At 58.5% G+C, this 13,562-nt stretch carries 10 protein-coding genes, 1 other RNA gene and 1 pseudogene; 2 read left to right on the top strand and 10 right to left on the bottom strand.

All coding sequences use genetic code 11. The features are described 5' to 3' along the window. Positions 1 to 25: 25 nt before the first annotated feature. A complete protein-coding gene (locus I8746_RS27650) occupies positions 26 to 379 on the top strand; it encodes a DNA cytosine methyltransferase (protein ID WP_409078015.1) in 354 nt (117 codons plus the stop codon). Here the strand turns inward: I8746_RS27650 and I8746_RS19860 are convergent. After that, entirely contained in the window at positions 318 to 755 is a 438-nt protein-coding gene (locus I8746_RS19860) for a very short patch repair endonuclease (RefSeq protein WP_221100963.1), read from the bottom strand. The genes I8746_RS27650 and I8746_RS19860 overlap by 62 nt on opposite strands. Between I8746_RS19860 and I8746_RS19855 the strand changes: the two genes are divergently transcribed. Next, a complete protein-coding gene (locus I8746_RS19855) occupies positions 642 to 2,861 on the top strand; it encodes an ATP-binding protein (protein ID WP_259674173.1) in 2,220 nt (739 codons plus the stop codon). The genes I8746_RS19860 and I8746_RS19855 overlap by 114 nt on opposite strands. A gap of 426 nt (positions 2,862 to 3,287) precedes the next feature. On the opposite strand, the gene I8746_RS19850 is transcribed toward I8746_RS19855, so the two are convergent. From I8746_RS19850 to I8746_RS19815, 9 genes and pseudogenes are all read right to left on the bottom strand, one after another. Further along, positions 3,288 to 4,394, bottom strand: coding sequence for an MrcB family domain-containing protein (locus I8746_RS19850; protein ID WP_221100961.1), 1,107 nt, complete (start codon positions 4,392 to 4,394; stop codon positions 3,288 to 3,290). 257 nt (positions 4,395 to 4,651) lie between these two features. Continuing rightward, positions 4,652 to 4,891: pseudogene (locus I8746_RS27645) on the bottom strand (hypothetical protein). Between the two features lie 36 nt (positions 4,892 to 4,927). Then, the gene (locus I8746_RS19845) at positions 4,928 to 5,191 is read right to left on the bottom strand and encodes a DUF3077 domain-containing protein (RefSeq protein WP_221100960.1); all 264 of its coding nucleotides are present in this window, start codon (positions 5,189 to 5,191) and stop codon (positions 4,928 to 4,930) included. Between the two features lie 72 nt (positions 5,192 to 5,263). Beyond that, positions 5,264 to 5,506: a hypothetical protein gene (locus I8746_RS19840; RefSeq protein WP_003249899.1), complete on the bottom strand. Its 243-nt coding sequence runs from the start codon at positions 5,504 to 5,506 to the stop codon at positions 5,264 to 5,266. A 360-nt stretch (positions 5,507 to 5,866) separates the two neighbouring features. After that, positions 5,867 to 6,258: a transfer-messenger RNA gene (gene ssrA, locus I8746_RS19835) on the bottom strand. A 99-nt stretch (positions 6,259 to 6,357) separates the two neighbouring features. After that, positions 6,358 to 6,648 carry a hypothetical protein gene (locus I8746_RS19830; RefSeq protein WP_004576166.1) on the bottom strand — a complete coding sequence of 97 codons (291 nt, stop codon included), beginning with the start codon at positions 6,646 to 6,648 and terminating at the stop codon, positions 6,358 to 6,360. 923 nt (positions 6,649 to 7,571) lie between these two features. After that, a complete protein-coding gene (locus tag I8746_RS19825) occupies positions 7,572 to 10,382 on the bottom strand; it encodes an FAD-binding and (Fe-S)-binding domain-containing protein (RefSeq protein ID WP_221100959.1) in 2,811 nt (936 codons plus the stop codon). Positions 10,383 to 10,457: 75 nt separating this feature from the next. Beyond that, positions 10,458 to 11,603 carry an FMN-dependent L-lactate dehydrogenase LldD gene (lldD, locus tag I8746_RS19820; protein ID WP_003249907.1) on the bottom strand — a complete coding sequence of 382 codons (1,146 nt, stop codon included), beginning with the start codon at positions 11,601 to 11,603 and terminating at the stop codon, positions 10,458 to 10,460. Between the two features lie 62 nt (positions 11,604 to 11,665). Further along, a complete protein-coding gene (locus I8746_RS19815) occupies positions 11,666 to 13,336 on the bottom strand; it encodes a lactate permease LctP family transporter (protein WP_010955372.1) in 1,671 nt (556 codons plus the stop codon). Positions 13,337 to 13,562 lie beyond the last annotated feature (226 nt).

Here is a 13,562-nt window from a genome sequence, read left to right as displayed (position 1 = left end):
TTACGTCCGGGAGCAAGGGCATCTCATGATCTGGTCTCCTGAGCACCGTTACCGGTGGGCGGGTGGGAGGCTGCATTGGCTGACGAGATCGGTGCCGCGAGATCCTGAGCCAGGTGTAGGCAGCAATGCAATGACCGGGGCATGCGTGACTCAGTCAGGCGCAGTCCATTCCTTGAACTGCGGCACCATATCGTTAAGAAAAGCGGTCACACTGCAATCGTTTCCCCCGGATTACAGATTCATGCCACCGGAAGAAATCACGCTCAAGTCCGCGGGCCGCATGATTGGTAATGCGGCTCCCGTAAGGTTGGGCGAAATCATTGGCCTGAGCATCCAGCGTCACCTTGAGGAGCAGGATCGACTAAAAATACCTTCCTGAGTCGAGCATCCAAGGAAATCACGTCCTTGGTCTCACACTCCCAAACGACGACAACCCGCCAGCCCAGTTCGCGCAGTTGTTCGGCTTTCCTACTGTCCCGCTCCACATTCGATGCAAATTTCGGTAGCCAGAAATCTTGGCGTGTTTTTGGCGTCGAGGCGTAACGACATCCCGGATGCCGGTGCCAATAACATCCGTGGACGAAAACCACCGTCCTTCGCTTTGGAAGGACGACGTCTGGACTTCCAGGCAGAGACTTCGAATGCAGACGGAATCGAAGTCCCATGCGATGGAGCAGGCGCCTCACGACCAATTCTGGCTGCGTGTGCTCCCGCTTGATCAAACGCATCCGATCGGACGCCGTGAACTGGTTCATAGTGGCTCTTCGCTGCTGAATTGCGGATCCACTTGTGTAACCATGCAGCCAAAGCCCAAACGAACACAACAGGGAAAAACAGCAATGGATGCAATAGTCGAAGCGGTTGAGGATCAGGAATTATTTTTGGAAATCGACCTCAACGTTTTGAATCACCTGGGGATAGGTCTATACAGCAGCACGCCCGCCGTAGTCACCGAGATCGTCGCCAACGCATGGGACGCCGACGCCCATGCCGTTACGGTAGACATTCAGCAAGACAAGATTATCGTTCAGGACGATGGCCACGGGATGGGGCACGGAGAGCTGCAGGCCCGATTCCTTCGCGTCGGGTATGCCCGCAGAGACCAACCGAAAGGCAATAAAAGCGACACTCTTGACCGTCCGGTGATGGGCCGAAAGGGAATCGGGAAACTGGCCATGTTCTCTCTAGCGGACCAAATCGACATTTGGTCAAAAAAAGCCGGGTGTCCTCCGGTCTCTGCTCGAATCAACGTCGAACAACTCAGGAAAGATATTCAGTCAGCCAAGAAATACTCCCTCGAAAAACTGGGCACAGACTATGACTGGGGAGACAAGACCGGAACACGCATCGTTCTTTCGAAGCTAACGGCGGGAACTGATAAAACGGAGAGTTTTCTCCGTCCCCGCATAGCGAGGCGTTTCAGTGTGCTGGGGGATATCCACAAATTTAAAGTAATCATTGATGGACATGAAATCACGACCCAAGATCGCGGGTATCATGCAGACGTCCAGTTTTGGTGGGATTTGGAGGATGAAACCAGATCCGAGCAAAAGCCTCTACTCAAGAATCTTGCGATCGACGAAGGTGGTAAGGAGTGTATAAAGCGCATAAACAACGTCGTAGTCGTCGAAAACCATGCCTATACCCTCCGAGGCTTCATCGCCACTGTCGCAAAGCCGAAGAGCTTGAAAAAGACTGATGACAACATCAATCAGATCTCACTGTTCGCCAATGGCCGGGTATTCCAAGAGGACTTGCTGAGGGACATCGGCAATGCCAAGGTGTTTAACAGCTACATCGTTGGTGAGATTCATGCGGACTTTCTCGATATGGATGGAACTGACCGGGCAACGGCAAACAGGGAATCGGTGAAAACCGGAGATCCTCTGGTAAGCGCTGTCCGCGCCTGGTTGAAGAATACTCTTGACGATATTGCGGACCAGTGGGATGACTGGAGACGCCAGCAGAATGTCGATAGCGACGATGAGCGCACCAAGCTGGCGCTGGAAAAATGGTACGCCTCTTTGACAGACGGCCGAGATAGGAAGCTAGCCCAGAAACTTATAACTCCCATCCTGTCGGCTGAGCACTCTAATGATGAAACCAAGAACAAGGACATCAAGCGAGACTTGGTACGTAGTGCGATTGTTGGCTTTGAAAAATTACGAATCCGGAAACAGCTGGACCAACTCGAAAAAGTCACCGATGTGTTGTCCGTCGAGTTTCAGAGGCTGTTTCTGAATCTCGATAGCGTTGAAGCGACCCACTATCACGAAATTACCCGCTCCAGATTGCAGGTGATTGAAAAGTTCGAAAAAGAAATTGCTAACACAGATGCGCTTGAGAAGGTTGCTCAAAACTATTTGTTCGACCACTTGTGGCTACTTGACCCGACTTGGGGGCCGGTAGGTGAAAGCAAGGTTATGGAGCAGACTCTTACCAAAGAGTTAAAAGACATTGCGCCTGATAATCCTACCGGTGCACGGATTGATATCGCCTACAGAACTTCGACAGGGCGTCACGTCATTGTGGAGCTGAAGAAGCCTGACAAAAAATCGGTAGATGTAGATGATCTTACGAAGCAAGGACGGAAATATCGAGGTGCGGTAACGGAATATCTCCGCAAGCATAGCGATATTGGAGGCCTAAATGGCCGCAGACCAGCCATCGATGTTGTATTTGTGACCGGCGAACTCCCTAGGACCAGCGACGGCGACGTTCTGGAAATTCTCAGAGTAAACCAAATGCAATCGTTCACTTACGAGGGAATGATCGTGAATGCGCGGAGAGCGTATCAGGAGTATTTGGATGCATCGCCGAGTGTTTCCATCATTGATGACATCGTATCGAACATAACCTAATCACGCATGCCCTGCCTTATGGTCAAATAAGGCAGGGTAGCTTTTATTTAGGGTGGATTTTTTCTGTCTTACAGGCCGCTTTTGGCAGAAGGCGAAAAGGAGACAGGTTTATTTTCACAACGTGAGCAAATCGCAGTAGAACCTATCCAGCTTTTTATAAGGTGAAGTGGGTTTTAACTTTGATTTGATGTCGATTAATTGATGTCCCTTTTGCCAAATGGCTTCCTACGCTACTTTTTACTCAAATGACTTCTCCTTGTGTCCCTGTCTAGTCAGATGAGATCCCGATGAAAGCCGTGGCTTTGGGGTTGTCCTCGAAGCCGCTGTTTATGATAATCCTTTAAGATAAGCACTTATATTTATTTACGGAGTAAAACATCAGCCTTGCTCTGTTAAGGTGGTGAATGGTTACCTGGGTCTTCGAGTTTAATTTCGGGCGATTGAGCATTTGGTCTTTCGTGATACCTGAAAAGCTATTGGGTCAGAAGTCCACTCATCGATATCCCAGCAGAGTAGAGCCTCAATCTCGCCGCCAGTAGCTGTTGGTTCTCCGTTATTACGAGAAAGTCTAATTTTCGAGACGATAATTAGGCCGGTTGATCCCTTATGCGTTCGATGGAGGCTTACTTCATTTTTTGTCATTAGCACCGAATCGCAGAAGTCACTGGTCGTACCTTTAACCTCGACCAAAAGCTCCTCGCCAGCTTTCTTGGCTAATATGTCAAATGACTCAGTTGCTGAAGTGTCTTGAGATTCATATCCATTTACTAACAGGTGTTGTATCGCCAGTGCCATAGCATGCCGCTCAATTACCTGCCGCTCCTTTGCTGTCAGTCCTCGGCCTTGCTTCCCTGCTCTGTTTCTTAATGGCTTGGCGATTACAGAAATTTCCTCGGCGCTTTGGTCGCCAGGGGATAAATCTCGTTGTTCAATTTGAGCAAGATAAATTTCGTTTAGACGTTCCGCAGCTTTGAATAATAGTAGGTCAAGATCGGTAGTAGTTAATTCTGAGGCGGCAATGCGCTTGGCGAATCCCGTGGCTTTCTCAAATGTTCGCGGAAGTGGCGCTTTTGCACCCAGAGAAATTTTGTCATCAAAAGGGATGAGCGACTTCCATTTCTGCTGAACGATAAGTCTAGCCCATGAAGTACGTGTCTTAAGTTCATCATCAGATACCGGCCGGAGATCACCTCCGCGCCAGATAGTGCTTCCACACCCTACGGTAATAAAAACAGCGGAGCCGTTTGCTGCAAAGTGAACTACCAGATAGAAACCTTCTCTAGGGGTAGGGGACATTGCCTTCGAGAAGACGCGCACCCACGGAGCTTCCGTCTTTCGCCCGATACCATCCGAGCCTTCAACAGCAAGATCATCGAAAACGCTATCGAATGCCTTCCGCAGAGCTGGTAAACGGCTGCGTAACTCTCCCGCAAGTACTGACCGAATGAGATGCCCCCGCTCTTGCATGTCGGGTGTGTTGGATGACGAATACTTGGGCTGCAAGCTGCAAATTTGGCCTAACGTGATTTCCACTAAGAAGCTCCCAGTCTTACGCAATCTGCGTTCCAGATGCGGAAATCGTGACCAATTTTCGTCCAGGTCAGAGGATTTCCATCAGAGGGTAGGAAGCTATCAATTTATCGCTTTCGGTTCATCCTAATAGTGCATGCATAACCAACCGGCTCCGCTTTTGCCCAATTGAGATCAGTTTCTGGTGCGCATCTGCCTATGGGCAAGGTGTCTGTCTGGGTTGATTGCTTTCGGTGCCAATTTTGGGGATCGATTCTCTTTCATGGATTGAAAGCCCATGACTTCTTTAGACGTCGAGCAAGGAGCCGGATCGTCAGTCCGTAGTAATACCGGGTTGCCTCACTGTGCTGGCTAATTCGATGTTTGAGGAACCAAGCTACGTGCTTTCTTTACCAAGCCCTAGGCGTTTCCCGTTGCCAGCGCGGCGCATCAATGCGACGGTTGCTGAGAAAGACCGCATCCCTCGGCGTTGATCGTGTGGCGTAACAGGGGCCAAGCAGCTGACGCTGACCCCTTTAAACATCGCGGTGCGTGATTCAACGCATCATGCCGAGTTCTGCATCATCCAATAGCGCTTTGCCCAAAGCACAGAGGTAATGCGCCGCCCAGATGAGTTTGGGCTTGTCTTCCATCAGCCCGTCGATGGTCAGGTCCCTTGCGTAGCCCATCAGTTCCGAGGCCTGTTCGCGGGCGTTTTGGCAAGGAATGCCGGCTTCGATGCGGAACAGTGGGTGGGTCTGGTTCTCGCCTTGAAAGAAGATGGTTTTACCCACTGTGCAATGGGTGTCTTCGGTTGTCATTGTTCAATCTCCCTGGTTGTGCTGATGCGCCGGTAAGCCGGGCTTCCACAGTTTCTCCGCTCGGTATGCGAATCAATGCATCGGTTGCGGGTTGGCTGTTTGCTGTATTTGCGTCAGCGCGGATTCGAGTAGCCGCCGCAGGGTTTCAAGCTCGTGCATCGAGGCCATGATCAAAACCGACGCGGGTGACTTGGGCTGCATCAGTATTGCCTGCTGGGCTACGGCTTCTGCACAGAGCGCGTAGTCCGAGGCCATCATGATCGTGTCTTCCAGGGAGTGGAGGTGGTGAGGCGGGTCAGGAACGATCTTTAGCATTTTACTGTGTTCTCGATAGGGGCCACCGCCAACCCGCTGTCAAACGGAATGGTGGCAGCTGTGCATGGGTTGACAGACCGGCGAACACAGAAACCGGCGCACGCAAGCGTGCCCCATGCACAACCGCCATGAACGGTTATGCGCGCTGTGTATCGTTGCGGCCTGTCAAAGCCGGTCGTTGATGAGCAACGACCCACCGAGACTAAAACCCTGAAAAAATGACCGCAACGGAAAACAGGCGCAGGCAGTATCTTTGGGAAACGCCCTACAAGAAAGGGGTTAAATCCGATTTTTTCGACCCGCAGCGCGCAAATGCCAGGCACAAAAAAAGACGCCCGAGGGCGTCTTCTTCTTTGGATTTGGTGGAGCCGGGGGGATTTGAACCCCCGTCCGCCAGTACTCCGCTGTCGGTACTACATGCTTAGCCGTGTCTACTGATTTAATCCGCAGCCGCCCGACGGGCAGGGTGCTTTGGATGAGTTGTGTAAGTTTTAGTCACTTCGCCCACAACGTGCTACGCGACGATCCTGTTCTGTATGACAATCATTTCGGGTTTACAGGCATCCCCTAGTGATTGCTGGAGCCGAAGCTACCAGAAGCAAAGGTCACTTACGCTGCGAGAGCGTAGGATTCCTCGCCGTAGGTTTCGTCATTGGCAACTATAGAAGTTGCAACAGTGGATTTACGAGTTCTGTTACCAACTCGGCATGCACCTAGAGTTTCGCTACCGGCGTCGAATCCTAATCGGCCCCGCACTAGCTCTTGGCTAACGCACCTTACGGCGCGTGGGATGGAGTATACGCCATTGCGCGGGCGACGTCGACAGCCGGTCCAGTCGCCCGCTTTTGGGCTCACGCGCCGCCGCTGCTACTGCCGCTGCCTTTCTCGGTTTTTTCCAGGCGCTCCAGCACTTTGCTGGTAATGGCAATGCATTCCTTGGTGTCGCCCGAGGCCTGGGCGGCCTTGGCTTTGTCGACGTGCTCGGTGATGGCTTTGTCCAGGCCTTCGGAAGTGGCGCCGGCGGTGGCCATGCTGTCGTCGATCTTTTGCAGGTTGGCGGCGCAGAGGTCATCGGCGGCGAACACCGGCGAAGCCAGCAGGGTGGCGGCCGCGAACAGGGCCGAAAGTGCGGTACCTTTCATGGGTGTCTCCTCTGGGGCCTCTGGAAGGTGGGCCTGTAAGGTGGACTGCGGGGGATTGGCGGGGGTTCAATCGGGATGGTGGCGGGGCGATATTGAGGTGGGGGATGGCACCGGCGTTGCAGGTGTTCGCGGGTGAACCCGCGGATACGGTGGGCTGTGTACAGCCACCGATGTGTGGGCATCACCAATCGGTGTAGGGGCGGGTTTACCCACGAATGCGGTGGTGGCTGCGACGGTGGATGATGGGTAGGGATTGGCTAGCAGGGCCGGCCTTTTCGCGGGTAAACCCGCTCCTACGGGGGGGGCTGTTTACAACCACCGATGTGTGTCCATCATCAATCTGTGTAGGGGCGGGTTTACCCGCGAATGCGGTGGTGGCTGCGACGGGGGACGGCGAGTAGAAATTGGCCAGCAGGGCCGGCCTCTTCGCGGGTAAACCCGCTCCTACGGGGGGGCTGTGTATAACCACCGATGTGTGGGCACCACCAATCGGTGTAGGGGCGGGTTTATCCGCGAATGCGGTGGTGGCTGCGACGGTGGACGACGGGTAGAGATAGGCCAGCAGGGCCGGCCTCTTCGCGGGTAAACCCGCTCCTACGGGGGGCTGTGTATAACCACTGATGTGTGGGCACCACCAATCGGTGTAGGAGCGGGTTTACCCGCGAATGCGGTGGCGGCTGCGACGGTGGACGGCGGGTGGAGATTGGCCAGCAGGGCCGGCCTCTTCGCGGGTAAACCCGCTCCTACGGGGGGCTGTGTACAACCAACGATGTGTGGGCACCACCAATCTGCGTAGGAGCGGGTTTACCCGCGAATGCGGTGGTGGCTGCGACGGTGGACAGCGGGTGGAGATTGGCCAGCAGGGCCGGCCCTTTCGCGGGTAAACCCGCTCCTACGCAGCGCTCCCCACCTATATCAACGCGTTAGAGACTGCGTGGCCGGGTGACGCGGTCTACCAGGTACACCAGGCCGTGGTAGTCGATGCCGCTGTGGCTCGACAGGCCTATCTCGCAGGTGCGGCTTGTGGAAATACCTTCGCTGCAATACTGCACGGCGTCCTTCAGGCTGCGCAGCGAGTGGGCGTTCAACTCGGGAGTGGTAAAGCCTTTGTCACCGGCAAATCCGCAGCAATGGATGCCTTCCGGGATCACCACCTGTTTGCTGCAGCGCCGCGCCAGGTCGATCAAGGCCTGGCTTTCGCCCAGGTGCTGGGTGCTGCAGGTCACATGCACAGCTACTGGTTCGTCCTGGGGGGTGAACTCCAGTCGGTCAAGCAGGTGGGTGCGGATGAAGCGCACCGGGTCGTAAAGGTCCAGCCGGGTGTCGCTCAGGTCCTGCACCAGGCGCAGGGTGCAGGGGCTGGTGTCGCAATAGATCGGGTCGAGGCCGCCGCGGCTGGCGTGCAGCAGGGCGGTGATCAGCTCCTGGCGCTTGTGTTCGGCCTGCTCGGGGTAGCCCTTGGAGGCGAACGGTTGGCCGCAGCACAGGCTGTCGGCGTTGTCGGGGAACACCACCTGGTAACCGGCCTTTTCCAGCAGGGCGCGGGTTTTGTCCAGCAACGAGCTTTGCTCGCGGTCGGCATAGGCCGGGCCCATTACCCGGGAAACGCAGGCGGCCAGGTACACCACGCGGGGGCGTGCGTCGTTGCTGGTGGCGCCGAAGGCCAGGGGGCGCAACGGTTGCGGCATGGCCGGGGTCCATTGGGGCAGGCGGCCTTTGCTGGCTTTGCTCAGCGAGGCGCTCAGGCGGCCCAGGCGCGGGGCGCCTAGCAGCTTGCGTGCGGTGTTGGCGGCGGTCAGGGTCAGGCGCGCACCGCTTAGGGCAGTGTGGAAATGCTCGGCCAGCCAGTCGGCGGTTTTAGCGTGGTCGGCGGCCTGGCTGCGCAGTTTCTTCACCAGCTCGCCGGTGTTGATGCCGACCGGGCAGCGCTGGGCGCACAGGCCGGTAGCGGCGCAGGTGTCGATGCCCTGGTACTGGTAGCTTTGCATCAGTTCACGGGTATCGATGCCGGCGCGCTGCTTGGCCTGGATGTCACGCCACATGACGATGCGCTGGCGCGGGCTGAGGGTCAGGCCCTTGGACGGGCACACCGGTTCGCAGAAGCCGCACTCGATGCACTTGTCGACGATTTCGTCGGCGGCAGGCAGCGGCTTGAGGTTTTTCAGGTGGATATCCGGGTCTTCGCTCAACACCACGTCGGGGTTGAGGATGCCGTTGGGGTCGAGCAGGCGCTTGAGCTTCCACATCAGCTGGTAGGCGTCTTGGCCCCATTCCAGCTCCACGAACGGTGCCATGTTGCGGCCTGTACCGTGCTCGGCCTTCAGCGAGCCGCCAAACTCCACCGCCACCAGTTGCGCCACGTCGTCCATGAACGCCTGGTAACGGGCGACTTCTTCGGCGCTGTTGAACCCCTGGGTAAAGACGAAGTGCAGGTTGCCTTCCAGCGCGTGGCCGAAAATGATCGCTTCGTCATAGTGATGCTTGTCGAACAGCTGGATCAGGCGGTTGACGCCTTCGGCCAGTTGCTCGACGGGGAAGGTCACGTCTTCGATGATGACCGTGGTGCCGGTCTGGCGCACGGCACCGACGGCGGGGAAGGTGTCCTTGCGGATTTTCCACAACTGGTTGTACACGGCCGGGTCTTCGCTGAAGTCCACTTGCTGTTCCAGCGGGAAGTCGGCGATCGAGGCCATGATCTGCTGCAGTTGCTCGTGCAGCAGGCTCTGGCTGGCGGCGCGGGATTCGATCAGCAGGGCGCAGGCATTGTCCGACAGGCCTTTTACCCACAGCGGCATGCCGGGCATGTTCTGCACCGAGCGCAGGCTGCGGCGGTCGAGCAGTTCCACGGCCGAGACCGGCTGCTGCTTGAGCACGGGTACCGCGCGGCAGCAGCTTTCGACGCTGGGGAACACCAGCAAGGCGCTGGCCTTGTGCGGGTGGTCGGGCACGGTGTCGTACGTGACGGCGCTGATGAAGCCCAGGGTGCCCTCGGAGCCGACCAGCAGGTGCTGCAGGATGTCCAGCGGCTGGTCGTAGTCCACCAGTGCGTTCAGTGACAGGCCGGTGGTGTTCTTCAGCCGGTATTTGTGCCGGATGCGTTCGGCCAGCGCTGTGTTGGCGCGGGTTTCGCGGCCCAGGCGGGCCAGTGCTTCCAGCAGCTCGGCGTGGCTGCTTTCGAAGGCGGCGACGCTGGCCGGGTCTTCGCTGTCCAGGCGGGTGCCGTCGGCCAGCACCAGGCGCAGGCCCGCCAGGGTGTGGTAGGTGTTCTGCGCGGTGCCGCAGCACATGCCACTGGCGTTGTTGGCGACGATGCCGCCGATCTTGCAGGCGTTGATCGAGGCCGGGTCGGGGCCAATCTTACGCCCGAAGGGGGCCAGCCAGGCGTTGGCCTGGGCGCCGATCACGCCGGGTTGCAGGCGAATCTGCTCGCCCTGGCGACGGATTTCGCGGCCGTTCCAGTTATCGCCGAGCACGATCAGCACCGAGTCGCTGATGGCCTGGCCAGACAGGCTGGTGCCGGCAGCGCGGAAGGTGACCGGCACCCGCTCGCGCTGGGCCAGTTTGATCAGGCCGACCACTTCGTCCTCGGACTCGACGCGCACCACCAGCTTGGGGATCAAGCGGTAGAAGCTGGCGTCGGTGCCGAAGGCCAGGGTGGACGTGGGGTCGTCGAAGCGGCGTTCGGCGGGGATCAGGCGCTCGGCATCACGCAGGAACGCGGCGGGCAGGCTCATGCAGTCTCCTCGCGGGGCTGTGGCGTCTGTGCGCTACATGCCCCGGGTCATTCAGGCGGTGGTTCTTGCAGGCGTTCAGGCGCCCAGTTCGCGTACCAGCGAGTCGCGGGTGATCTCGCTGATCGACTTGGCACCGGTCAGCACCATGGCCACGCGCATTTCCTTTTCGAACAGCTCAAGCAGGTTTTTCACGCCGGCCTGGCCATGCACGGCAAGGGCGTAGAGGAAGGCACGGCCGATCAGGACGGTGTCGGCACCCAGGGCGATCATGCGCACCACGTCCAGGCCACTGCGAATGCCCGAGTCGGCCAGAATCTTCAGGTCGCCTTTGACCGCGTCGGCAATGGCCGGCAGGGCACGGGCACTGGACAGCACGCCGTCGAGCTGGCGGCCGCCGTGGTTGGACACCACGATACCGTCGGCACCGAACTTGACCGCATCGCGGGCGTCATCGGCATCGAGAATGCCTTTGATGATCATCGGGCCGTCCCAGAACTCGCGGATCCACTCCAGGTCTTTCCAGGAAATGGACGGGTCGAAGTTGTTGCCCAGCCAGCCGATGTAGTCGGCAAGGCCGGTGGGGTTGCCACGGTATTTGGAGATGTTGCCCAGGTCATGCGGGCGGCCCATCACGCCCACATCCCATGCCCACTCGGGGTGGGTCATGGCTTGCAGCACGCGACGCAGCGGACCGTTCTTGCCGCTCATGCCAGAGTGGGCGTCGCGGTAGCGGGCACCGGGTACGGGCATGTCCACGGTGAACACCAGGGTCTTGACGCCGGCAGCCTTGGCCCGCTCCAGGGCATTACGCATGAAGCCGCGGTCCTTGAGCACATACAGCTGGAACCACATTGGCCGGTTGATGGCGGGCGCCACTTCTTCGATCGGGCACACCGACACAGTCGACATGGTGAACGGGATGCCATGGGCGGCGGCCGCGCGTGCGGCCTGCACTTCGCCACGGCGGGCGTACATGCCGGTGAGGCCGACCGGGGCCAGGGCCACCGGCATGCTCAGGGTTTCGTCGAACAGCTTGGTTTCCAGGCTGAGCTCGGACATGTTGTTCAGCACGCGCTGGCGCAGGGCGATGCCGGCCAGGTCCGAGACGTTGTGGCGCAGGGTGTGCTCGGCGTAGGCGCCGCCGTCAGCGTAGTGGAACAGGAAGGGGGGCAGCTTGCGTTGGGCCGCGGCGCGATAGTCGGTAGAGGCAGAAATGATCATGGATTCTCGCTGCGTTGCTTGTGGGAGTGCCGGGCGCGCGACGGCGCCCGGCCCCTTTCACTTTAGTGATGAACCAGCATGCCGGTCAGCCAGTAAGCCTGGACCAAGGTGATCAGGCCGACGATGGTGGCGAAGAACAGGCTGTGCTTGACGGTGAAGCGGAACAGGTCGGATTCCTTGCCGACCAGGCCGGTAGCGGCGCAGGCCACGGCGATCGATTGCGGCGAGATCATCTTGCCGGTTACGCCGCCGCTGGTGTTGGCTGCCACCAGCAGGGTGTCGTTGACCCCGATCTGGTGCGCGGTGGTGGCCTGCAACGAGCTGAACAGGGCGTTGGACGAGGTGTCCGAGCCGGTCAGGAACACGCCCAGCCAGCCGAGGAACGGCGAGAAGAACGGGAACGCGGCGCCGGTACCGGCCAGCACCAGGGCCATGGTCGAGGACATGCCCGAGTAGTTGGTGACGAAGGCAAAAGCCAACACCATGCCGATCGACAGAATTGGCCAGCGCAGTTCCCAGAAGGTTTCTTTGAAAGTGGTAAGACCAGTTTTGAAGTTGATCTTCAGCACCGCCATTGAGATCAGCGCCGAGAGGAAGATCGCGGTGCCGGTGGCGGAGATCGGGTCGAGCTTGAACACCGCCGGCATGGCGGTCGGCGCGGCAACGATCGGTGCGGTCTTGATCACCAGCTGGTCGAGGTGCGGGATGGCGAAGTTGAACACGAAGTTGTACATCGCGCCGCCCGGAGCGAAAGCCGCCTTGAACGGCTTCAGGGTCCAGATGGTGACCAGCACGGTGAGGATCAGGAACGGCGACCAGGCCTTGAAAATCTCGCCAAAGCTGTACGGGCTAGGCTGGCTGCCGCTTGGCTGCACCACGGCTGCGCCGACACTGCCTTTGGCCTCGCTGAACGCACGCTTGGGCTGCCAGACTTTCAGGAACAGGGTGAGGCAGATCAGGCTGGCCAGTGCCGAGGTGATGTCTGGCAGTTCCGGGCCGATGAAGTTCGAGGTGAAGTACTGGGTGACGGCAAAGCTCAGGCCTGCGACCAGGGCGGCAGGCCAGGTTTCCTTCACGCCACGCAGGCCGTCCATCATGAACACCAGCCAGAACGGCACGAACAGCGACAGCAACGGCAGCTGGCGGCCGGTCATGGCGCCGATGTGGAAGGCGTCGATACCGGTGACCTGGCCGGCCACGATGATCGGGATACCCAGGGCGCCGAAGGCCACTGGCGCGGTGTTGGCGATCAGGCACAGGCCGGCAGCGTACAGCGGGTTGAAGCCCAGGCCCACCAGCAGTGCGGCAGTGATGGCCACCGGTGCGCCAAAGCCCGCCGCACCTTCGAGGAAGGCGCCGAAGCAGAAGCCGATCAGCAGCACTTGCAGGCGCTGGTCGTCGGTAATCGACAGCACCGAGCTGCGGATCACTTCGAACTGGCCGCTCTTGACCGTGAGTTTGTACAGGAACACCGCGGCAACGATGATCCAGGCAATTGGCCAGAGGCCATAGAGGAAGCCGTAACCCGCGGCGGCGAGGGCCATGTCGACAGGCATCTGGAAGGCGAAGATCGCCACCAGGATCGACAGCGCGAGGGTGATGCTGCCCGCTACGTGGCCCTTGAGGCGGAACACGGCGAGGGCCAGGAAGAAGAACACGATAGGGATGACCGCCGCCAGTGCGGACAGGCCAAGACTACCAAGCGGGCTATAGAGTTGTTGCCAGGTTTGCATATGGGGTGGCCCCTAATTGTTGTTGGTCAGGCACTGGCATTGGATAATTGGTAAGACCAATTTACAATGGCTGGGCGCTAGGTTAAAAGCGCTGCCGTGGGTGTGTCAATTTGTCCCGTGCAAAACTTTGGTCGCGTGCCGATGAGCGGGCGTCTGATGTGCTCGGAAAATCGCGGCTTGATGGGTGTTTGCGTGGCCTGGATCGGCGAGAATAGGCACCCCCTGA

This window comes from Pseudomonas sp. USTB-Z, assembly GCF_019691255.1.
Classification (GTDB): domain Bacteria; phylum Pseudomonadota; class Gammaproteobacteria; order Pseudomonadales; family Pseudomonadaceae; genus Aquipseudomonas; species Aquipseudomonas alloputida.
Note: the sequence above shows the minus strand (reverse complement) of the source record. Positions and strands in the feature narration are given on the sequence as shown.